At 71.6% G+C, this 20,819-nt stretch carries 22 protein-coding genes; 12 read left to right on the top strand and 10 right to left on the bottom strand.

Translation table 11 applies throughout. From position 1 onward, the window contains the following. Positions 1-41: 41 nt before the first annotated feature. The 9 genes from AC5R91_RS07750 to AC5R91_RS07710 all read left to right on the top strand — a co-directional run bounded on the left by AC5R91_RS07750 (position 42) and on the right by AC5R91_RS07710 (position 9,645). Positions 42-575, top strand: coding sequence for a CinA family protein (locus AC5R91_RS07750; RefSeq protein ID WP_495396463.1), 534 nt, complete (start codon positions 42-44; stop codon positions 573-575). Positions 576-650: 75 nt separating this feature from the next. Beyond that, on the top strand, positions 651-1,019 hold the full coding sequence (locus AC5R91_RS07745) for a hypothetical protein (protein ID WP_495396462.1): 369 nt from the start codon (positions 651-653) through the stop codon (positions 1,017-1,019). A 718-nt stretch (positions 1,020-1,737) separates the two neighbouring features. Then, the gene (locus tag AC5R91_RS07740; RefSeq protein ID WP_495396461.1) at positions 1,738-1,974 is read left to right on the top strand and encodes a hypothetical protein; all 237 of its coding nucleotides are present in this window, start codon (positions 1,738-1,740) and stop codon (positions 1,972-1,974) included. Positions 1,975-2,030: 56 nt separating this feature from the next. Then, positions 2,031-2,492, top strand: coding sequence for a ChaB family protein (locus AC5R91_RS07735; protein ID WP_495396460.1), 462 nt, complete (start codon positions 2,031-2,033; stop codon positions 2,490-2,492). A 113-nt stretch (positions 2,493-2,605) separates the two neighbouring features. Next, positions 2,606-3,178: a hemerythrin domain-containing protein gene (locus AC5R91_RS07730; protein WP_495396459.1), complete on the top strand. Its 573-nt coding sequence runs from the start codon at positions 2,606-2,608 to the stop codon at positions 3,176-3,178. Positions 3,179-3,264: 86 nt separating this feature from the next. Further along, positions 3,265-4,476 (top strand): PP2C family protein-serine/threonine phosphatase, encoded by a 1,212-nt coding sequence (locus AC5R91_RS07725; RefSeq protein ID WP_495396458.1) that lies wholly within the window; start codon positions 3,265-3,267, stop codon positions 4,474-4,476. 81 nt (positions 4,477-4,557) lie between these two features. Further along, on the top strand, positions 4,558-5,772 hold the full coding sequence (locus AC5R91_RS07720; protein WP_495396457.1) for a hypothetical protein: 1,215 nt from the start codon (positions 4,558-4,560) through the stop codon (positions 5,770-5,772). Positions 5,773-5,790: 18 nt separating this feature from the next. Next, positions 5,791-6,489 carry a hypothetical protein gene (locus AC5R91_RS07715; protein ID WP_495396456.1) on the top strand — a complete coding sequence of 233 codons (699 nt, stop codon included), beginning with the start codon at positions 5,791-5,793 and terminating at the stop codon, positions 6,487-6,489. 3 nt (positions 6,490-6,492) lie between these two features. Continuing rightward, positions 6,493-9,645: an FAD-binding and (Fe-S)-binding domain-containing protein gene (locus AC5R91_RS07710; RefSeq protein ID WP_495396455.1), complete on the top strand. Its 3,153-nt coding sequence runs from the start codon at positions 6,493-6,495 to the stop codon at positions 9,643-9,645. Positions 9,646-9,674: 29 nt separating this feature from the next. Here AC5R91_RS07710 and AC5R91_RS07705 read toward each other — a convergent pair whose 3' ends face one another. The 3 genes from AC5R91_RS07705 to AC5R91_RS07695 form a co-directional block, all read right to left on the bottom strand. Beyond that, positions 9,675-11,150, bottom strand: coding sequence for a sugar porter family MFS transporter (locus AC5R91_RS07705; RefSeq protein WP_495396454.1), 1,476 nt, complete (start codon positions 11,148-11,150; stop codon positions 9,675-9,677). A gap of 144 nt (positions 11,151-11,294) precedes the next feature. Further along, the gene (locus tag AC5R91_RS07700) at positions 11,295-13,160 is read right to left on the bottom strand and encodes a complex I subunit 5 family protein (protein ID WP_495396453.1); all 1,866 of its coding nucleotides are present in this window, start codon (positions 13,158-13,160) and stop codon (positions 11,295-11,297) included. A 97-nt stretch (positions 13,161-13,257) separates the two neighbouring features. Beyond that, positions 13,258-13,620, bottom strand: a complete 363-nt coding sequence (locus AC5R91_RS07695; RefSeq protein ID WP_495394467.1) for a hypothetical protein — start codon at positions 13,618-13,620, stop codon at positions 13,258-13,260. A gap of 82 nt (positions 13,621-13,702) precedes the next feature. On the opposite strand from AC5R91_RS07695, the gene AC5R91_RS07690 reads away from it, so the two are divergent. Further along, positions 13,703-14,827, top strand: a complete 1,125-nt coding sequence (locus AC5R91_RS07690) for an IS630 family transposase (RefSeq protein WP_495393400.1) — start codon at positions 13,703-13,705, stop codon at positions 14,825-14,827. 24 nt (positions 14,828-14,851) lie between these two features. On the opposite strand, the gene AC5R91_RS07685 is transcribed toward AC5R91_RS07690, so the two are convergent. The 7 genes from AC5R91_RS07685 to AC5R91_RS07655 are packed head-to-tail and all read right to left on the bottom strand — an operon-like array spanning position 14,852 to position 18,193. Further along, on the bottom strand, positions 14,852-15,202 hold the full coding sequence (locus AC5R91_RS07685; protein ID WP_495396452.1) for a sodium:proton antiporter: 351 nt from the start codon (positions 15,200-15,202) through the stop codon (positions 14,852-14,854). Beyond that, positions 15,199-16,011, bottom strand: a complete 813-nt coding sequence (locus AC5R91_RS07680) for an MnhB domain-containing protein (protein WP_495396451.1) — start codon at positions 16,009-16,011, stop codon at positions 15,199-15,201. The genes AC5R91_RS07685 and AC5R91_RS07680 overlap by 4 nt, the downstream gene beginning before the upstream one ends. Beyond that, complete coding sequence (locus AC5R91_RS07675) at positions 16,008-16,253, bottom strand: Na(+)/H(+) antiporter subunit B (RefSeq protein WP_495396450.1); 246 nt, start codon at positions 16,251-16,253, stop codon at positions 16,008-16,010. The genes AC5R91_RS07680 and AC5R91_RS07675 overlap by 4 nt, the downstream gene beginning before the upstream one ends. Next, complete coding sequence (locus AC5R91_RS07670; RefSeq protein ID WP_495396449.1) at positions 16,250-16,669, bottom strand: monovalent cation/H(+) antiporter subunit G; 420 nt, start codon at positions 16,667-16,669, stop codon at positions 16,250-16,252. Before AC5R91_RS07670 ends, AC5R91_RS07675 begins: the two co-directional genes overlap by 4 nt. Further along, on the bottom strand, positions 16,666-16,923 hold the full coding sequence (locus AC5R91_RS07665) for a monovalent cation/H+ antiporter complex subunit F (RefSeq protein WP_495396448.1): 258 nt from the start codon (positions 16,921-16,923) through the stop codon (positions 16,666-16,668). Before AC5R91_RS07665 ends, AC5R91_RS07670 begins: the two co-directional genes overlap by 4 nt. Continuing rightward, the gene (locus AC5R91_RS07660) at positions 16,920-17,456 is read right to left on the bottom strand and encodes a hypothetical protein (protein WP_495396447.1); all 537 of its coding nucleotides are present in this window, start codon (positions 17,454-17,456) and stop codon (positions 16,920-16,922) included. Before AC5R91_RS07660 ends, AC5R91_RS07665 begins: the two co-directional genes overlap by 4 nt. A 44-nt stretch (positions 17,457-17,500) precedes the next feature. Further along, entirely contained in the window at positions 17,501-18,193 is a 693-nt protein-coding gene (locus AC5R91_RS07655) for an HAD family hydrolase (protein WP_495396446.1), read from the bottom strand. Between the two features lie 108 nt (positions 18,194-18,301). Here AC5R91_RS07655 and AC5R91_RS07650 point away from each other — a divergent pair, with 108 nt between their 5' ends. Further along, complete coding sequence (locus AC5R91_RS07650; protein ID WP_495396445.1) at positions 18,302-18,847, top strand: DUF1360 domain-containing protein; 546 nt, start codon at positions 18,302-18,304, stop codon at positions 18,845-18,847. 178 nt (positions 18,848-19,025) lie between these two features. Next, positions 19,026-20,819, top strand: a complete 1,794-nt coding sequence (locus tag AC5R91_RS07645; protein ID WP_495396444.1) for a thiamine pyrophosphate-requiring protein — start codon at positions 19,026-19,028, stop codon at positions 20,817-20,819.

Below are 20,819 nucleotides of genomic sequence, written 5' to 3'. Positions count from 1 at the left end.
GTCGCCATGGGCAGCGGCAATCCGCGGAGGCGAACGGACAGATGACGGTCGATCAGGACTCGGGCCGATGCGTCCGACAGTGGACGGAAGCTCTCCGGGGGGCCGACCTCGCCCACGGCCGGCTGGTCGAGGCGGGGCGGACCGTCGCGGTGGCCGAGTCGCTCACCGGCGGGCTCATCAGCGCCTGCCTCACGTCGGCCCCCGGCACGAACATCACCTTCCGGGGCGGACTGGTTGTCTATGCCAGCGACCTCAAATCCGACGTCGCCGGCGTGCGCGAGGACGACCTGGACCGGCACGGCCCGGTCCACCGGCTCATCGCCGAACAACTGGCCGACGGCGCCCGCCGCCGTCTGTCGGCCGACTACGGTCTCGGCGTCACCGGCGTCGCGGGACCCGGGGAGCAGGCCGGCCGGCCGGTGGGCGAGGTGTTCATCGCCATCGCGTCGGCCGCGGGAACGGTGACCAGTCGCCACCAGTTCGACGGCAGCCGCGGGGACATCCGGATGGCGGCGACCGCGGCGGCCCTGGCGGAGCTCGTGACCGCGCTTGACTCCCCGACCAGGGAAACCTGACCGCAGGTGTTGTCACGGCGGACCGGGGGAATGGCCCGATCGACATGACCGGGAGCGGACCACGAGGAGGCTTGGATGTCCGTCACGCCCTTCAAAGATTTTCCGCTGGCCGACCGTAAACGCGCCTGGAACGGCGCGGCGGCCGAGAAGCGGGTCCGGCGCTGGGCCGAGGCGCAGGACGCCCCCAACGGCAGGTACCGCGAGGCGCACCTCTGGTACGACCAGGAGAAGAAAGACGAGTTCACCGGCTACAAGCTGCTCATCGCCGACGTGATCGACGGCGAGCTGACGGTCGTCCCTCGCGGCGTGATGGCCGCGGCGGCGGTCATGCAGGGCTCGCGCGGCGGCGTGGACCTACCAGCGGCCGACATCACCCGAGTCAGGAACCACCTGGCCAGGTACTACAAGAAGATGGGCGACGCCGCCCCCTGGGAAGCAGGGTAAACGGCCAGACCGTCGGAGGAACCCGGCCGGCACCCTTTGTCCGGGGAGGCCGGTCCGGTGCTCCGGTGATGCCGGTCCGGCCGAGGAGCTGACCGGTCGGGGCGTTGAACAGGTCGAACACGGCGGGGTCGACGGAGGTCACGCTGCGGGTCGTACCGGTCAGCCGCCCGCCAGGGCCCGCAGGAGGGTCTCTTGGACGAGGTCCGGTTGGTCACCTTCCCGGTCGTGAGACGATCTCGCGCTGCCGCGGCCACCCGACGGTGCCCGGGCGGTGGAGGCGGATTCGGCGTTGGCGAGAGCGGACGGCGCGGTGATCGCGCCGGCGCAGTGGGGGCCACCGCCGCGACGTTCTATACACCGCGCTGTGGTCGGGTCGGCTCGGTGATCCGCGATCATCCGCCCCGGACCCCGGGCTGCTCGCTCTGACCATCGACCAGGTTCTCGCCGCGGCGAAGGCGGCCGAATCGGGCCGGGGCGGGTTTCGGCCCCGGCCATGGGGAACCCTGCCAGGCGATGCCCTTCGGGACAGGCGTGAGGACCGCGGATTTTCACCAGCTACGTAGGGAGACGGACAGTGAGTGCAGGGCGGCCGCCAGAATCGTGCGACCAGATTTGTGGGCCGAGTCGTGGCCGAGTCGTGCTTGTCGTCGTGGCGGCCCTCGGAGCGGGATTCGCTGGCGGGCGACTGACGCGAACGCGCGGCCGGGTGGTCCCGTCGTTGGGCGAGTCGACCGACGAACGGGGCGCGGGGCGCTCAGACGAGGCCTTCCCCCGGAGTCCGTCGGAAGGCGGGGCGGCGGCGATGGCCGGCGCCGACTCCAGCGATCCGGTTTCTCCCCTGAGGTTCGGGGACGAACCCGGTCTGCTCGCGACGGAGGACGCCGCGAACCCACCATTCGAGGGACTGTCCGCGAACAGCAGCTTCGCCAACGAGATCAACGAACGCAAGAACTGACCGGGGCAGACCGACACAGACCGACGTGGTGCCCGGACCAGGCAGAGGAGTGAACAGTGGCACGTAAGGGAAGGGAAGCCGACCAGGCGCGGTCCGATGTGCCGTCCACCGTGGCGCGCTCGGACGACAAGGCGGTACGAACCTGGAAGAAGACCCACGACTCCGCGGTCGAGTCGTATGGCGAGGGCGAACGGGCGCACCGAGCAGCGTTCTCCTCGCTCAAGCACACCCACGAGAAGGTCGGCGACCACTGGGAGCCGAAGGCACAACCGGGCCCGTCGGACCAGCAGGCGGCCCGGAGCGGCGCGGCCGCCCGGCGCGGCGGTCGGACCGCCGAGGGGGTCGACGCGAACGCCTCCGTGGGCCATCTGAGGCAGGTCGCCCGCGAACTCGACGTGCCGGGCCGCTCGACGATGAAGAAGGCGGAACTCGTCGACGCGATCAAGAAGGCCAACCGTCGGGCCACCGCCAACGCCGCTTCATCGACCTCCATGAGTACGCGAACCGCTACGAGCTGATCGGGGAAAAGCGTTCTCTCTGGACGGTTTGGAACGACGGTCCGGGGCAGAGCGCCACATACGCGTCGACGGACAGGTATCACCTGACAGACATCACAGCGAGGAGCGAAGCCATGGCGATGAGCGAAGCGGACATCGAGCGGGCCCGCGCCGCTCAGCTACCCGAGGACGATGTGGTCGCCGTCCTGCTCAACCAGCACGCTCGTATCCGTGACCTGTTCGCGGAGGTGCGAACGGAGACGGGCGAACACAAGAAGCAGGCGTTCGACGAGCTGCGTGCGCTGCTCGCGGTCCACGAGACCGCCGAGGAGATGGTCGTACGGCCGGTGACCACCCAGGTCGACAAAACGGTGGCCGCGGCCCGCGACCACGAGGAGGACGAGGCCAACCACGTGCTCAAGGCGCTGGAGAAGATGGACGTGCACAGCGCCGAGTTCGATCGCAAGCTGGCCGAGTTCGAGCAGGCTGTCTCCGATCACGCCGAGCGCGAGGAAAGCGAGGAGTTCCCCCGCGTTCGGGGTGCCCGAAGCGAAGATCAGCTCGAAAGCATGGGTCATCGACTGCGCACGGCGGAGAAGATCGCTCCCACGCATCCGCATCCGTCCACGGCGGGTTCCACCGCCGCGCAGTGGACGGTGGGCCCGGTGGCGTCGATCATTGATCGGGTTCGGGACGCGGTGAGATAACGCTGAGCCTGGCGCAGCCGGCCTCGCTGCCCCGCCCTCGCTCGCCGCCTTACGGAGACGCTGCGCGATCTCAGGAGAGGGGCCGAATGTGCGCCGCGAGGTATCGGATGCTCAGCTCGCTGCTGGATCTGGGCCGAGTGGCCGTGCTCGAACAGCTCCCGGCCATGATCAGAGAGCAGGCCGCGACGGCGGGGCTGGTCGGCGTGCGAATCTTTCTTGTCGATCTGCAGGGGCGGGTGCTGCGAGAACTGACCGGGCAGGGACTGGACGCCGGGGCGGGCGGCGAGTCTTTTCCGGTCGACGGGACGCTGCCGGGCCGGGTGTTTCGGGACGCCCGCACCCTGCCCGGCCGCGCGGCCGGAAACGAGCCGGCGCCGGTCTTCTGGACGCCGATCATGGATGGGACGGAACGGCTCGGTGTGCTCGAGGCCGGCCTCAGCCACGGCGAGGACGAGGGTCTCGCGGTGCTGCGGGACCTCGCCGCGCTGATCGGGCTCATGATCGTCAGTAAGCGGGAGTTCAGTGACTCCCTGGCCCGGTTGGTGCGTACCCGGCCGATGACGATCGCCGCGGAGCTGCAGTGGCATCTGATGCCGTCGACCTCGTTCGCCAACCAGGACGTGGTGGTGGGCGCGGCGATGGAACCGGCCTACGAGATCGGTGGGGACGCGTTCGACTACGCGATGGCCGCGGGCGTCCTGCATCTGGCGGTGTTCGACGCGATGGGTCACGACGCCTCCGCCGGTCTCGCCGCGAACCTGGCGGTGGCGGCCTGCCGTAACCAGCGCCGTCAGGGCCTGGACCTGGTGCGGGTGGGCCAGGAGATCGAACGGACGCTGCTCGACCAGTTCGACGCCAGGCGCTACGCGACCGCGGTGCTGGCCGAGCTCGACACCGCCAGTGGGATGCTGACGTGGGTCAACCACGGCCACCACCCGCCGGTCATCGTCCGCGGCGGCCGGTGGATCACGCAATTGTCCTGCCCTCCCGCGCATCCGCTGGGCACCGACCTCGGCCTGGCCGCCACCGTGTGCCGGGAACACCTCGAGCCCGGCGACCGGTTGCTGCTGTACACCGATGGTGTCATCGAAGCCCGGGACCCCACCGGCCGCGAGTTCGGCCTCACCCGTTTCGTCGACTTCGTCGTGCGTCACCACGCCGACGGACTGCCCGTCCCCGAGACACTGAGACGCCTCATGAACACCCTGCTCGACTACCACCATGGCCGTCTCCAGGACGACGCCACCGTGCTGTTCGTCGAATGGACCGGCCCCGACCGGGCCAACACCCGCGTCTGACCCGGTGCCGCCGTGTTGTTCGCAGTCGGCGGGGTAGAGCGCCGTCCGGCCGGGAAAACGACGCTGACTACGGGAGGAAACGTGAGTTTCAACCCTCTTGAGGAGAAAGGGATCAGCCTCGACGAGCAGGTGCGGAACTGGTCGGAGCTGAACGTCGAGCCCTATGACCGACTCGCCGTTGATCCCTACACCCGCTGCCGGGTGATCGCCATGAACGGGATCGAGGTGGAGGCGGTGCTGTTCAGCCACCAGTTCGCCCGCCACACCGATGTTCCCGAGGTGAAGGCGGCCCTCGCGGAGATCCGGCGGATCGAGCAGCAGCAGCAGAAGGTCGTCAACTGGCTGATCCCGGGCGAGGAGTCCACGCTGGAGGTGACCCTGGGCTACGAGCAGGAGGCGGTCGATCTTACCGCCTGGCTGGCCCGCAGCGAGCCCGACCCGTATCTGAAGCAGACCTACGACTTCGGTCTGCTGGAGGATTTCGACCATCTCTACCGGTACGCGAACCTCTATGAGCTGATCGAGGGGAAGCAGGCCGAGCAGGTGGTGGCGCGGCTGACCGAGGTCATGCCCGGCCGGCCGACGGCCGTCGAGCACCGGCATCCGGCAGACAACATCCGCCGGCACTACGACAAGCATACGGTGCATCCGCTCAGCCGGCTGCACGCCCTCACCATCACGGCGGCCGAGCAGCAGACCATGAACTTCTACATGACCATCGGAAACCGTTATCTCGAACCGGTGGCGCGGGCGCTGTACGCCGAGATTGCGATGGTGGAGGAGGAACACGTCACCCAGTACGAGTCGATGCTCGACCCGGGCGAGAGCTGGTTCGAGCAACTCGTCCTGCACGAGTACAACGAATGCTATATGTACCACTCCTTCCAGGCGCAGGAGAGTGATCCGCGCATTCGCCGGATCTGGGAGCTGCATCTGGCGATGGAGATCGAGCAGTTGCGCATCGCCGCGGAGCTGATGAGGCGTTACGACGGCCGCGAGGCGGCCGAGGTGCTGCCGGCCGCGCTGCCGGAACCCGTGCTGCTGGAGCCGAACAAGCAGTACGTCCGCGAGGTGCTCGCCACCCAGGTCGACCTGACCAGCCTCGGCACCGGCTACGTGATGGACGCGCACAAGCGGTTCCAGGAGAACCTGACGAGGGTCAACGCCGGCGGCAGTCCCAGTGAGCAGGTCATCGACGATCACCGGGAGCGGTTCGGCCGCGAGTACCGGCTGGAGACCGACGGTCCCCACCCCGTGGCCAGGCTCCGCGAGGACGCCTTCGCCGGACAGGCCTGAGACCGAGGAGGTTGCGACATGGTGACAACCGCGGTACGCCCGGAAACCGGCTCCACCGTCAGACCCGGCCCGATGATCACTGTCCCGCCGGAGCGAGAGGTCTCGGAGGATCAGCTCCGTGACTTCGCCGCGGGCAGCGGACTGCACGGCCCGTTCCTCGCCGACCAGCTCTCCGCCTTCGTCGCGCACGAGCGGATGGGGCTGAACCTGCTCCGCACGCTGCACGCCCGCAGCGACAACCCGGTTCTGCGGTCCCGTTACGCCGATCTGGCGGGCGAAACTCGGCAGGCCGTCGCGGAGTGGGAGCGGCTGATCGAGACTCTGGGCGGCAATCCGCAGTACGCCAGCCCCGCCGGCCGGGCCACCGAGGCGCTCGACGACAAGCTCACCGAAGCGCTGCTGCTGTCCGGTTCGGCCGATCCGCTGACCCTGGAACAGGCCGGGGTGCAGTCCTTTCTGGTGGCGGCGAACCACTGCGTCACCCAGGGGACGCTGCTGGCCGCCTTCGCGGACGCGGCCGACGACGGCCCGGCGAAGCGGGCGATGACCGCCGCGATGGAAGCCCTGCTCCCGGCGGCGCGCCAGCACGCGGACTGGGCCGCCGAGACCCTGCGCACCATGGCGGTGGCGCAGGCCCGGCATCCGACCGTTCGGAAGATCGGCGAAGCGGCCGAGAAGGTGGTCGACAAGGTCCGCAACGCCGTCACCCCGGGCTGAGTCGTGGCGCGGATACCAACCGGCCTCGACGTCCCGGCCCCTTCTCCCGCCGCGGTGGATTCCCGTGCGCTGTGCCGTGAGCTGGAACGCCGGGTGGACGGCGAGGTCCGCTTCGATGCCGGTAGTCGCGGCGCGTACTCGACCGACGCCTCCAACTTCCGGCAGGTGCCGATCGGAGTGGTGGTACCGCGCACCGTGGACGCGGCGGTCGAGGCGGTCGCGGTCTGCCGCCAGCAGGGCGCTCCGGTGTTGTCCCGCGGTGGTGGAACAAGCCTGGCCGGGCAGTGCACCAACACGGCTGTGGTCATCGACTGGTCGAAATACTGCGACCGGCTGCTCTCGGTCGATCTCGAGGCCAGCACCTGCGTCGTCGAACCGGGCCTGGTGCTGGACGAGCTCAACCGCCGGCTCGCGGGCTCCGGGCTGCGTTACGGCCCGGAGCCCGCGACCCACCCGAACTGCACCCTCGGTGGAATGATCGGCAACAACTCCTGCGGGGCGACCGCGCAGCGGACCGGGAAGGTCGTCGACAACATCGCTCGCCTCGAGGTGCTGCTCTACGACGGCACGCGCTTCTGGTGCGGGGAGACCGACGACGAGGAGTACGCCCAGATCGAACGGCACGGGGACCGCCGGGCGGCCATCCACCGCGCCCTGCGCGGCCTGCGCGACCGCTATGCCGACGAGATCCGCGCCCGGTATCCCGACATTCCCCGGCGGGTGTCCGGGTACAACCTGGACTCGCTGCTGCCTGAGCACCGCTTCGACGTCGCTGGTCTGCTCGTCGGCAGCGAGTCGACCCTCGTCACGGTCCTGCGCGCCGAGTTGGAGCTGGTTCCCGTTGTCCGGGAGCGCACGCTCGTCGTCCTCGGCTTCGACGGCATCGCGCGGGCGGGCGACGCGGTGCCGGCGGTGGTGGAGCACCGGCCGATCGCCCTGGAAGGACTGGACGACCGGCTGGTCCGCGACGAGCGGATCAAGCACCTCAACCCGCTGGCGGTGGACGAGCTGCCGGCCGGTGACGCCTACCTGATGGTGCAGTTCGGTGGTGACACCCGCGCCGACGCGGACCGCGCCGCCCGGGCGATGCTCGATGCCCTGGGCCGGCCGGCGGACGACCCCTCGGTCGCCTTCCTGGACCAGCCGGAGCGGGAGGACGAGCTGTGGCGGGTCCGCGAGGCTGGCCTGGGCGCCACCGCGCATGTGCCCGGCCATCGCGACACCTGGGAGGGTTGGGAGGACTCCGCGGTGGCGCCCGACCGCCTCGGTGACTACCTGCGCGACCTGGAGCGGCTCTACGAGCGGTTCGACTACACCGGCGAGACGGCGCCGAGTCTCTACGGTCACTTCGGGCAGGGCTGCGTGCATACCCGCATCCCGTTCGGGCTCACCGACACCGACGGCGTCGCGAAGTACCGCCGGTTCCTGGAACAGGCGGCCGACCTGGTCGCCTCCTACGGAGGGTCGTTCTCCGGCGAGCACGGCGACGGGCAGACCCGCGGCGAGCTGCTGCCCCGCATGTTCGGCGAGACGATCATGCGGGCGTTCGGCGAGCTGAAGAACATCTTCGACCCGCTCGACCGGATGAATCCCGGCAAGGTCGTCGCCCCCTACCGGCTGGATGACAATCTGCGCCTCGGTGGGGACTGGTCCCCGCACCACTCCGGAGACCTGTTCTTCAGCTACCCCGATGACGGCGGGTCGTTCACCGCCGCGGCCAGTCGCTGCGTCGGTGTGGGCAGATGCCGCCAGCACACCCATCCGGGTGGAGCCGTGATGTGTCCGTCCTACCAGGCGACGAGGGACGAGGAGCATTCGACCCGCGGCCGGGCTCGGCTGCTGTTCGAGATGCTCGGCGGGCATCCGGACACACCTGTCACCGAAGGCTGGCGGTCCACCGCCGTCCGTGACGCCCTCGACCTGTGCCTGGCCTGCAAGGGCTGCCGCTCGGACTGCCCGGTCAATGTCGACATGGCCACCTACAAGGCCGAGTTCCTCGCTCATCACTATGCCGGCCGGCTGCGGCCCCGGCCGCACTACGCCCTCGGCTGGCTGCCGCTTCTCGCCGCCGGCGTCACCCGGGCGCATCTGGCCCCCGTCGTCAACGCGCTCAGTCACGCCCCGCTGCTGCCCGTCCTCGCCACCCGCGCCGCCGGCCTGGCCGACCGGGAGATCCCGCTGTTCGCCGGCGAGACCCTGCAGCAGTGGTGGCGGCGGCGCGGGGGCGGGCGACCCGGGACGCGCGGCACCGTGCTGCTGTGGCCGGACACCTTCACCAGCACCTTCCACCCGCACATCGGCCAGGCCGCCGTGCGCCTGCTGGAGGAGGCCGGCTGGCAGGTCAGCCTGCCCGTCCAGCCGTTGTGCTGCGGCCTGACCTGGATCTCCACCGGGCAGCTCACGACCGCGCGGCGGGTGCTGCGCCGCACCGTCGACGCGCTCGCCGACCACCTCCATGCCGGCGGGCTGGTCGTCGGCCTCGAACCGAGCTGCGCCGCGGTGTTCCGCTCCGATGCCCCCGAACTGCTCCCCGAGGACCTCGACGTCGCCCGCCTACGGCAGCAGACGGTGACTCTCGCCGAACTGCTCACCGAACACACCCCCGGCTGGACCCCGCCCTCGCTCGACCGCGTCCACGCGATCGCCCAGGTCCACTGTCACCAACACGCCGTCCTGGGATGGGACGCGGACCGTCGCCTGCTGGAGGCGGCGGAGGTGGTCGCCGAGCCGATCGGTTCCGGCTGCTGCGGACTGGCCGGCAACTTCGGTTTCGAAGCCGGCCACCTCGACGTCAGCCACGCCTGCGCCGAGGACGCCATGCTTCCCGCCATCCGGGCCGCCGGGCCGGACACGGCCGTGCTCGCCGACGGGTTCAGTTGCCGCACCCAGATCCACGAGCTCGACAGCGGCGGCCACGAGGCCCTGCACCTCGCCGAGCTCCTCACCCGCCCCCTCGACGAGCCGGCGGCACCGGCAACGGCGGCCGGAGCGAACCGCGAGCCGCGGCATAATCCAGGACCCGGCGAGCGCCCGCCGCCGCCGTCCGCGCTCAGCCGCGCCGCCGCGTTCGCCGGCGTCGCGGCGACGGTCGCGGTGTCCGTCCTCGCCCCTGTGGTGGCCCGGCGAACGGCGAACGCCTGGGCGGGTAGGGGGTGACTCGCGCCGGTCCCGTTCGGTGCCGCAGGTCAGTGGGCGTGGCGGTGGAAGTGGCGGTGCGCGCCGGCGGGCGACTGGGAGCCGCGGGTCACGTCGTCGTCGAGGGCGCTGTCCCCGGCGGCCGGTGACAGGTGCAGGTCAGCCTCGATCTGGGACAGCGAACGGCCGCGGGTCTCCGGCACCCGCCGCCACATGAAGACCAGAGAGGCGACCGCGATCACCGCGTACAGGAAGAACGTCGCGGAGCGTCCGATCGCGGCGAGCAGCGACAGATAACTGATCGCCACCACGAAGTTCGCCAGCCAGTTCGCGATGCCGGCCGCCGACATCGCGGCCCCGCGAATCCGCAACGGGTAGATCTCGGAGATCAGCAGCCAGAACACCGGACCGAGCCCGATCGCGAACGAGCCGATGTAGACGCACAGCGCCACGATCGCCACGACCGCCCGAGCCGTACTCACCGATTCGGGTTGACCGAGGAAGGCGACAGCGAGCGCGACCAGTCCGACGACCATGCCGGCCGTCCCGGCCAGCAACAGCAGGCGGCGGCCCACCCGGTCCAGCAGCCGGATCGAGACGATCGTCAGCAGCACGTTGATCACACCGACGATCACTGTCGCCCCGATCGCGGCATGACCGCCGAGGCCGGCCGACTCCAGCAGGGTCGGCGCATAGTAGATGACCGTGTTCACCCCGGTCACCTGCTGGATGATCGCGAGCGTCAGGCCCACCACCAGCGCGGGGCGCACCGCGCGGCCGAGTACCTCGCGGGCGTCGGCGCGCCGGGTGGCGACCTGACGCACCTCGCGGATCTCGCCCTGCACGTCGCCCCCGGGGTGGCGGGTGCGGCGCAGCACGCGCAGCGCCTCGTCGTCCCGGTCGTGCTCGACGAGCCACGCGGGGCTCTCCGGCTGGCGCAGCATCCCCACGCCGAGCAGCACCGACGGGACGATCGCGATCGCGATCATCCAGCGCCACAGCCCGGATTCGGTCAGGAAGTAGGCGATGAGCTGGCTGACCAGGATGCCGATGGTGATCGACAGCTGGTTCAGCGAGACCAGCGCGCCGCGGACGTCCGGTGGCGCGATCTCACCGATGTAGAGCGGCACCACGACCGACGCGGAACCCACGCCGAGCCCGATGATCACCCGGAAGGCGACCAGGGAGACGGCCTCCGGGGCGAGCGCGGCGCCGAGGATCCCGACGACGAAGACGGCCGAGGTGATCAGGATGAGCCGTCGCCGTCCCAGCCGGTCCGACAGTCGCCCCGCGACCAGGGCGCCGGCCGCCGCGCCGAGCAGCAGCGACGAGGTGATGACGCCCTTGCGGAACGGGCTGTCCCAGTTGAAGTCCTGCGCGATGAGCGGCAGTGCTCCGCCGATCACTCCGGTGTCGTAGCCGAACAGCAGGCCACCCAGGCCGGCGAAGGTCGCCGCTCTGGTCACGAACGGGTTGCGGTCACCTGCCGTGGTCCTGTGCCATTTCGTGGCGACGTCGCTGGTCATGGAAACCTCCCGTCCCGTCCGCTGCGGGGGACGCTCGGGGCGTACCCCGTCCGACGGGCAGGAAAGCCTCAGACCTCCGCAACGGCGCGTCCCCGCCCGAGGGGTGCGGCAGCGCGGGCCCGGCGCGCCCGGCGGGCCGCCTGATCAGCGAGTGGCCAGCCCGAACAGCGCGCCCAGGGCCGCCACGCCGGCGATCAGCCAGGCCACGTAGTCGCCCACATGGCCGGAGTGGATGCGGCGCACGACGCCGGTGACGGGCTTCACGCCGCGTGCGGCGGCGCGCATGAGCCGTCGGCCCGGGACGGGGCCCAGCGCGGGCAGCCACAGCGCCGCGGCGGCGAAGGCCAGGGCGAGCAGCGCCGACAGGCAGCCGAGGAGGATGCCAGAGGTGGAGAAAGCGGCGGTGACGCTGCCGACCGAGCCGCCGGTCGGCCCGGTCGGCCCGGGCCGGGCCAGCACCCGGGCCGTGTAGGCCGCCGGGTCGGTGAACACCGCCGCCGCCCGCGCGGCGCCGGTGGCCACCGCCGGCACGACCCCGAGGAGCAGCGCCGCCCCGAGCAGCGCGACGATCGGGGCGAGCATCGTGGCCCGGATCGTCCGCATCGGCACGTCCGGCTGTTCCGCCCCGCCGGTCTCGTCCGGTTCGACGGCGGTGGTCGGGCGTGGACCGAGCGCGAAGTAGGTCCGCCCGGCCAGGCGCAGGACGGCGCCGCCGGTCACCGCCGAGACCACGACGAACACGGCCTCCAGCCAGCCCTGGCCGAGCGCGCCGACAGACTCCTCGCCGAACTGCTTGCCCAGAGCGGTCGCGAACGGCGGCAGGCCCGCCAGGGCCAGGCCGGCGGCGAGCGTCAGCCAGGGCAGGACGCGGACGTCCCGGCCCCGGCCGTACAGCTCGTGCTCGTCGATCGTGCCGTACCGGTCGAGCAGCGTGCCGGCGATGAGGAACAACGCCCCCTTCACCGCCGAGTGCCCGGCGACGTAGACGAGGGCGCCGGCCGTGCCAAGGCCGGTCAGGCCGCCGGCCGCGATCAGCGCCAGCCCGGTGTGCGCGATCGTGGAGTAGGCCAGCAGCCGCTTGGCGTGCCGTTGCAACGGGCACATCACCGCTCCCACCAGGGCGGTCACGGTGCCCAGGGCGAGAAAGACCACCCGGGTGTCCGCTGGGGCGAAGGCGTGGCTGAAGACGGTCCAGTAGACCCGGAAGGCGCCGTAGAGCCCAAGCGGCACCAGCGCCCCGGAGAGCAGCACGCACACCGGGCTGGGCGCCACGGCGTGCGCGTCGGCGAGCCAGAAGTGGAACGGCACGGCGGCCGCCTTGACCAGGAACGCCGTCATCAGTGCCGCCGCGGCGGCGACCGTCAGGGCGTCCGGACGACCCGTCCCGCCCGCGCCTACCGCTCCGCCGAGGCCGGCGAGGGTGAGCGTTCCGGCCCGCCCGTAGAGCAGGCCGATCCCGATCAGTCCGACGTAGGCGCCCAGGCTGTTGATGACGCCGAAGGACAGCGCACCCTGCACCGCCGGGGGATCTTCGATCTTGAGCCCGGTGAGAGCGTAGGCAGCCGCCCCCATCAGCTCGAAGAAGACGAACAGGTTGAACAGGTCGCCGGTGAGGGCGAAGCCCTCCATGCCGGCCAGCAGCGCCAGCAGCAGGCTGGGGTAGCGGCCCTCGACCGAGTCGAAGTACCGCCAGCCGTACACCAGCGCCGCGCAGACCAGCAGAGCCGCGCCCAGCGCGGCCGCGGCGCCGGTTCGGTCGGCGGCAAGAACGATGCCGACGCTGTAGCCGTGCACGGGCGTCCAGCCGCCCATCCAGGCGACCACCGGACCGTCGGCGGCACCGCGGAGCACCCGCAGCGCGATCAGCGCGACGGCGCCCGCGGACAGCAGGGTCACGCCGTCCACCACCGGGCGAGGCAGGACGCGGTGCAGACTGACCAGCACCGCGGCCATGAGCAGCGGGAGTGCCACCGCGAACGGCGCGAGCCGGGCCGGCTCCAACCAGCTCACGACTTCCCGCGCCTCCGTGTCCGCCGTCCCTCCGCGATCATCCTGCCCGTCCCCACCGTCCCCACCGTCCCCACCGTCCGGACCTCGTCGGCTCGTGCTAGTGGGTGTCGCCGTTAGTTCGTCGGTGATCGGTGGTGCCGGGTAGGTAGAGGCCTGCGGCGAGGTCGAGCGCGGCTTCGGCGGTGCCGCTGGGGGATCCGTCGGGCAGGTAGGAGTCGTCGTAGTCGTCGTGGCTGGCGCGCCAGATCGCGAAGCCCCAGTCGTTGGCGTAGCCGTGGTAGCGCAGCCGGCACAGTGGCTGGGGGGCGCCGTCGGGGTCGGTGGCGGTGACGTAGGCGAACGCGCCGTGGTAGCGGGTGGAGATCTCGCGGATCCCGGGCCAGTTCTCGGCCGCGTGCGCGACGAGCCGCTGGCGCAGGGAGATCTTCGTCGATGCCGGGATACCTGCCACGGCTCTCATTGTCGCCGTCAGTTGAGGGCGGGTTGCCCGCGGGTGTGGTGGCGGCGATGGTCGGGTGCGACCTGCCCGATAGGACATCAGGGTGTCTCGCCGTGCTACCGCGGTCATCCTGACCGACGACGTCCGTGCCGAACTGGCCAGCCGTGCCCGGTCGGCGACCGTGCCGCGCCGTGACTGGCTGCGCGCGAGGATCGTGCTCGCCGCCGCGGACGGGCTGGGCAACGCCGCGATCGCCGCCGGGTTGGGTGTCTGCGAGGACACCGTCTGCACGTGGCGGGGCCGGTTCGCCCGGGAAGGTCTCGCGGGCCTGCGTGACCGGCCCCGGTCGGGCCGGCCGGCCCGGTTCACCGCGGTGCAGGTCGCCGAGGTCAAGGCGCTGGCCTGCACCCGGCCCGCCGACGTCGACGTGCCGCTGGAACGCTGGTCGGCGGCCGAGCTCGCCGCCCACGCGGTCCGCGAGGGCATCGTCGAGGAGGTGTCCGCCTCGACGGTGACCCGCTGGCTCGACGCCGACGCGATCCGCCCCTGGCGGCACCGGTCGTGGATCTTCCCGCGGGACCCGGCGTTCGTGGCGAAGGCGTCCCGGGTCCTGGACCTCTATGCCCGCCGCTGGGACGGCGAGCCGCTCGGCCCGGACGACTATGTGATCAGCGCGGACGAGAAGTCCCAGCTGCAGGCCCTGCACCGCTGCCACCCGACCGCGCCGGCGATGCCCGGCCACGGCCCGCGGGTGGAGTTCGAGTACACCCGTGGGGGCACGCTGGCGTACTTCGCCGCCTACGACGTCCACCGCGCCGAGGTGATCGGCCGGATCGAGGACACCACCGGGATCGCCCCGTTCGGTCGGCTCGCCGCCCAGGTCATGGCCCAGGAGCCCTACGCGTCGGCGCGGCGGGTGTTCTGGATCGTCGACAACGGCTCGTCTCACCGAGGCCAGGCCTCGATCGACCGGATGCGCGCCGCCCACCCGACCGCGACGCTGGTCCACCTGCCCGTACACGCCTCCTGGCTCAACCAGGTCGAGGTATTCTTCTCGATCTTGCAGCGCAAGGCCATCGAGCGCGGTGACTTCGCCGACCTCGACACGCTCGCGGCCCGGGTCATGGGCTTCCAGGCGCTCTACAACCAGGCCGCGACCCCGTTCGACTGGAAGTACACCCGCGCCGATCTCCTGAAGACCGCCAGCCGCCTCGGCCTCGCCGCATAACCGACGAACTTGCGGCGGCACCCACTAGCCGCGCAGTGCGGCCAGCTCGTCCGGGTCGATCGTGCCGTGGGTCTTGTGGACCTGGATGGTCAGCGCCAGCAGCAGCGCGGTGACCGTGGCCGAGACGACGATGTCGGTCAGCGTCATCGCCTGAACCAGCGGATCGGTGACCCGCGTCGTCGGCCGGGCGGGCGGCGAGCCGAAGACCGGCGCCGGCGCGCCACGCTGGAAGCCGACGGCCACGAGCAGGACGTAGGTGCCCGACTGCGCCACCGAGAGGCAGGTGACCAGGCTGATCAGGTTGCGGGCCCGGACCATCCCGAACACACCGATCAGCACGATCGTGATCGCGGCGAGGTACGCGTAGCGGATCACCGGTCGCCTTCCCTGTCGGCCTCGATTTCCAGCGCCTGGGTCAGGAAGGCGCCCAGCAGCACGACGACCGCGGAGGCCACCTCCACCCCGACGGCGACGCTGAGCACCTCCACGCTCCCCGACGAGGTCAGGGTGCCCAGGGTGCCGGTCGGCACGATGTTGGCCAGGAAGGCGCCGGCGGCGAACGTCGCGGCGAGGCCGAGGCAGGCGAAGGCGCCCAGGCCCAGCGCCTCGCCGTGCTCCAACAGCTCGAGCGGGCGGATCCGGACCAGGGCCGGATAACCCCCGGCGAGATAGACCAGATGGATGCCGGTGCCGAGGATCACCCCGCCCTGGAATCCACCGCCGGGGGTGAGCGCGCCGTGGGTGACGACGTCGAGGCCGACCACCAGCGTCACCGGGAAGAAGACGAGGGCCATGGTCCGGGCGACGTCCAACTCCGGCTCGGGGGTGGGCCGGGCCGGCCGCTCATGCTCCCGACGGGCCGGCCGCAGCAGCACCGCGGCCCCGAGCACGCTGGCGAAGAGGATCGCCTCCTCGCCGAGGGTGTCCAGGGCCCGCAGGTCGAAGTTCACCGACGAGACGACGTTGGCCGTCGCGTGGGACACCGCGGCCGGCACCGCCCGGTCCCGGTAGAGATGGTCGCTCCCGCCCGGTTGGGGCAGCCCGAAGGCGGCCAATGCGAAGAGCACTGCCATGGCCGCCCCGGCCACCGCGAACAGCGCCAACCGAATCCGCCGGGCGCCCCCGGCCGGGCGGCGCGCCCCCGCGGTGACCGGGTCGGCGGTCACGCCGCCGCGATCACTCACCGCCGTCTCCGGACCTTGCGGACGGTGAGCAGGATCAACAGCGGGACGACCGCCGTTCCCACCGCCACCTGGCTCAGCGCCACGTCCGGGGCCTGGGTCAGCAGGAAAAGGGTCGTCAGCAGCAGGCCGTAGACCGACAGGGTGACCGCCTGGCGGCCGGGATCGTCCGTCATCACGACGGCGATCGCGCCGAGCACCAGCAGGGCCAGCGTGATCGGCAGGAGCAGGTCGAGCGGACTCACCCGGCCGACCTCCGTTCCCGCCCTGGCTTCGGATCCGACCCCCGGTCCGGCTTCGGTTCCTGGTTCGGTTTCGGTTCCGGCCGTGGCGGCGGACCCGCGCCCGCGGTCCCGACCGTGCCCGCGGTCCCGACCGTGCCCGCGGTCCCGACCGTGCCCAGCCGGGCGGTCGCGGCCTGCAGGGCAGGGCTGGACAGGCCCAGCGCGACCACGATCAGCAGGATCTGCGCGGAGGTGAGACCGGCGCCGTTCTCCAGAGTCAGGCCGAGACCGATCAGCGGGCCGGCCACCGACGTCACCGGCGTCACCAGGTGCAGGCGGGTGAAGAACCCGCCCCGGGTGAGCAGCGCCACGACCGAGGTGACGACGGCCAACGCCGTACCGGCGGCCGCGAGGACCAGCGCGACGGGGTGGATCATTGCTGGTCCTCGGCCAGCAGGCGGGTGAAGACCAGCGTCCCCGCGACCGAGAGCGGCACGGCCACGAACGGGACGATCAGGTAGGACGGCTGGCCGAACAGCTGGGCCAGCAGCATCAGCATCAGGATGGTGACCGCCCCGCCGAGCTGGAGGCCGACCATCCGCCGAGGCGGATCGCCCCAGGCCGCCAGGGCCAGCGCCGGTCCCACCCCGCCGATCAGCAGGGCGCAGGCGCACCAGCCGTATCCGCTCACCGCCGCGTCCTTTCGCCGCACTCGCCGTTCTCGCTTCTTGCGTCGCTTCTGGTCCTCTTGCCTCTCTCGCCCGTTCGGGACAGCGCGCGCTCCACTGTCGAGGGCGGGACGAGAGCGTGGATCGTAGCCCGGCCCGTCGCCCGGTCGATCTCGATGACGTACGTGCCGGGGGTGACGCCGAGCAGCATCGTCGCCCCGGCGAACCGCCGCGAGCCGTGACGCGCGCCGGGGCCCGGACCGGAATTCCCGCTGGCACCCAGCTCGACGACGCGGAACTCGCCGCCGGGATGACCTCCGGTCGCCCGGCGCAGGACTCGGATGGTGTCCAGCAGCACGGCCCCCGGCAAACGCACAGACAGCGACCACGGCCGGGCCGCCCGACCCCCGGCCTGCTCCCGACGGCTGACCGTGCGGCCATTGAGCGTGCGGCCATCGAGTGCGTAACGGCCCAGAGCCGCTCCCGCGGCGGCGACCCCGCCGGCGACCGCGGCGGCGATCGCCTCCGGGATCGACCCCGCAGTCAGCGAGGCCATCCAGACGGCCGCCCCAGCGAGGATCCACCCCGCCGCCGGTCCCCTCATCCTGGGACGCCGGCTTGGGTGAGGAGACGGCCGACCGGCGTGTCGTCGAGGTGGGCCAGCAGGTCGTCCGGCCCGTCGTAGACCGCGACCGCGCCGGCGTCGCGCAGCTCGTCGCGGCCGATCCCGCCGGACAGGACCGTCACGCAGGGTATCCCGGCGCGGGCTGCCGCCAGGACGTCCCAGCGGGTGTCGCCGACCATCACGGCGTCGGCCGGGTCGACGCCGGACCGTTCCAGCGCGATCTGGACGATGTCCGGCGCCGGCTTCGACGTCTCGGCGTCGGCGGAGGAGGTCACCGCGCTCAGGCAGTCGTCGACGTCGAGGGCCTCGCGCAGCGCCCGCAGTTCGTCGGCCGGCGCCGAGGTGGCCAGCACGACCTGCCCGCCGCGGCGGGCCACCTCCTGCACCAGCTCCCGGGCACCGGGCAGCGGCTGGACGAGGCCGAGGAAGCCGGCGTAGTGCTCGGTGTGGGCGGCGGTCAGAACGTCGTCGCGGCGGCGGTCGCGGCCGGGCGCCAGCGCGTCGAGCAGCCGGTCGGAACCCATCCCGACATGGCGGTGGACAGCGGCGGTGATGACCGGGTGTCCCTCCTGTCGGAACGCCCGGAACCAGGCCAGCACATGGGCGTAGTTCGTGTCGACCAGAGTGCCGTCGAGGTCGAACAGGACGGCGGGAGCGGAATCGGTCACCGTCCGCCCCTACCCTCGGCCCGGCCGGATTACCCGGGTCGTCGGCGCGCCCTCGTCGAGGTGGCCTTGCCCGGTTTGGGGCTGTCGGCCGGGGTAGACCCGACAACCATGACAGCACTGGAATCCACCGTCCGTCAGGTCGCCGATCGGGTCGCCGGGGTGGCGCGGCGGGAGGAGTCGGAGTACTCCGGTGGCGAGCCGCGTCCGCTGGGTGGCTACCTGGCGACGTTGGGGACCTACAGCGGGGTGTGTGCCTCGATGGTCGGGGTCGCCCGGCTGGTCGGGGCGGCGCCGCCTGAGCGGGTGCGCGCGGCCGACCTCGCGTTGGTCACCGTCGCGACGCACAAGCTCAGCCGTGTGCTGACCAAGGACCCGGTGACGAGCCCCCTGCGGGCGCCGTTCACCCGTTTCCGCGGCCAGTCCGGTCCGGCCGAGCTGGCCGAGGATGTGCGCGAGTCCAGCGAGGCTCGGCACAGCCTCGGCGAGCTGCTCACCTGCCCGTTCTGCGCCGCGCAGTGGGTGGCCACCGGTTTCGTGTTCGGGCTGGTGCTCGCCCCCCGATTCACCCGCCTCGCCGCCTCGGTGTTCACGGCCGTGGCCGGTTCCGACGCCCTCCAGTTCGCCTATGCCCACCTGGAGCAGGCGGCCGGGTAGGCGCGAGAGACCGCGGACACGGTCAACGGTCAGAGGTCGCGAGATTCGGGTTGGGGGTATTGAAACGGGCCCGTCGGGGGTACCGACCCCGGCGGACGAGTGGGCCTCCTGGCCACGCCAGGCCCTTCCCACAGCCCGAATTCGATATTCCCACCGCTTGGAGAGGAAGCCGCCGGAGATGGTTCGGACTGTTGCGGATGTGGTGCTGGCGCGGCTGCGGGAATGGGACGTCCGGCAGGTGTTCGGGTATCCCGGCGACGGGATCAACGGTCTGCTGGCGGCGTGGGGGAGAGCCGGCAACGATCCGCAGTTCGTGCAGTCCCGCCATGAGGAGATGTCGGCGTTCGAGGCCGTCGGCTTCGCCAAGTTCAGCGGCCGGGTGGGGGTGTGCGCGGCGACGAGTGGTCCGGGCGCGATTCATCTGCTCAACGGGCTCTATGACGCGAAGCTCGACCATGTGCCGGTGGTGGCGCTGGTCGGGCAGACCGAGCGGTCCGCGCTGGGCGGCTCCTACCAGCAGGAGATCGACCTGCTGAGCCTCTACAAGGATGTGTGCAGCGACTACGTGCAGATGTGCACGGTCCCTAACCAGATCCCGAACCTGCTGGACCGGGCGATCCGGATCGCGCAGGACCAGCACGCCCCGACAGCGATCATCTTCCCGTCGGATGTGTTCGACCTGTCCTACGAGCCGCCCGACCACGCGTTCAAGCAGGTCCCGTCCAGCCTGGGGGTGACCCCGGGGACCGTCGTCCCGGATGTCGACGGTCTGCGGCGGGCGGCGGAGATCCTCAACGCGGGGGAGAAGGTCGCGCTGCTGGTCGGCCAGGGCGCCCGGGGCTGCGTCGAGGAGCTGACGGAGCTGACCGACCTGCTCGGGGCGGGGGCGGCGAAGGCGCTGCTCGGCAAGGACGTCCTGCCCGACGACCTCCCCTGGGTGACGGGGTCGGTCGGCCTGCTGGGCACCACCGCGTCGGACAAGATGATGCGGGGCTGCGACACGCTGCTCACGGTCGGCTCGAACTTTCCGTACACCCAGTTCCTGCCCGACTTCGACCAGGCCCGGGGCATCCAGATCGACCGTTCGGCCGCCTGGATCGGCATGCGCTACCCGTACGAGCTGAACCTGGTCGGCGACGCACGCAGCACACTGCGGGCCCTCATCCCGCTGATCCGCCGCAAGCCGGACCGCGGCTGGCGGGAGACGATCGAGAAGAACACCGCCGAGTGGTGGGCGGCGTGCGAGCGCCAGGCGATGACCGACGCCGATCCCGTCAACCCGATGCGGATCTTCCACGAGCTGTCGTCCCGGCTGCCCGACAACGCGATCGTCGCCGCCGACTCGGGCAGCGCCGCCAACTGGTATGCCCGCCACCTGCGGTTTCGCGCCGGCATGCGGGGGTCGCTGTCGGGCACGCTGGCGACGATGGGTCCGGGCGTCCCCTACGTGATCGGCGCGAAGTGGGCCCACCCGGACCGGCCGGCGATCGCCCTGGTCGGCGACGGCGCGATGCAGATGAACGGGCTCGCCGAGCTGATCACAATTGCGAAGTACCACGAGCAGTGGACGGATCGCCGGCTGATCGTCGCGGTGCTGCACAACAACGACCTCAACCAGGTCACCTGGGAGATGCGGGCGATGGAGGGTTCGCCGAAGTTCGCCGAGTCGCAGAACCTGCCCGACGTCGACTACGCGGCCTTCGCCCGGTCGCTGGGCCTGCTCGGCGTGTCGCTGGCCACCCCGGAGGCGATCGGGCCGGCCTGGGACCAGGCGCTGGCCGCCGACCGGCCGGCGGTCCTCGACATCCGCTGCGACCCCGACGTTCCCCCGATCCCCCCGCACGCCACCGTCGACCAGGCGATCAGCACGGCCAAGGCCGTCCTGCACGGCGACGAGAACGCCTGGGGTTTCGTCCGCCAGGGCGTGAAGGACAAGGTGGCGCAGGTCCGGCCCGGCCGGAAGGGAAACTGA

It is taken from the genome of Frankia sp. BMG5.60 (assembly GCF_059428125.1).
The sequence above is the reverse complement of the archived record's forward strand: the minus strand, read 5'-3'. Positions and strand labels throughout refer to the sequence as shown.

Excerpts from the sequence above, each read along its gene's own strand:
- AC5R91_RS07750 (WP_495396463.1), top strand. The coding sequence starts at position 42 with ATGACGGTCGATCAGGACTCGGGCCGATGCGTCCGACAGTGGACGGAA.
- AC5R91_RS07745 (WP_495396462.1), top strand. The coding sequence starts at position 651 with ATGTCCGTCACGCCCTTCAAAGATTTTCCGCTGGCCGACCGTAAACGC.
- AC5R91_RS07730 (WP_495396459.1), top strand. The coding sequence starts at position 2,606 with ATGGCGATGAGCGAAGCGGACATCGAGCGGGCCCGCGCCGCTCAGCTA.
- AC5R91_RS07725 (WP_495396458.1), top strand. The coding sequence starts at position 3,265 with ATGTGCGCCGCGAGGTATCGGATGCTCAGCTCGCTGCTGGATCTGGGC.
- AC5R91_RS07715 (WP_495396456.1), top strand. The coding sequence starts at position 5,791 with ATGGTGACAACCGCGGTACGCCCGGAAACCGGCTCCACCGTCAGACCC.
- AC5R91_RS07705 (WP_495396454.1), bottom strand. The coding sequence starts at position 11,150 with ATGACCAGCGACGTCGCCACGAAATGGCACAGGACCACGGCAGGTGAC.
- AC5R91_RS07695 (WP_495394467.1), bottom strand. The coding sequence starts at position 13,620 with ATGAGAGCCGTGGCAGGTATCCCGGCATCGACGAAGATCTCCCTGCGC.
- AC5R91_RS07670 (WP_495396449.1), bottom strand. The coding sequence starts at position 16,669 with ATGATCCACCCCGTCGCGCTGGTCCTCGCGGCCGCCGGTACGGCGTTG.
- AC5R91_RS07660 (WP_495396447.1), bottom strand. The coding sequence starts at position 17,456 with ATGGCCTCGCTGACTGCGGGGTCGATCCCGGAGGCGATCGCCGCCGCG.
- AC5R91_RS07650 (WP_495396445.1), top strand. The coding sequence starts at position 18,302 with ATGACAGCACTGGAATCCACCGTCCGTCAGGTCGCCGATCGGGTCGCC.
- AC5R91_RS07645 (WP_495396444.1), top strand. The coding sequence starts at position 19,026 with ATGGTTCGGACTGTTGCGGATGTGGTGCTGGCGCGGCTGCGGGAATGG.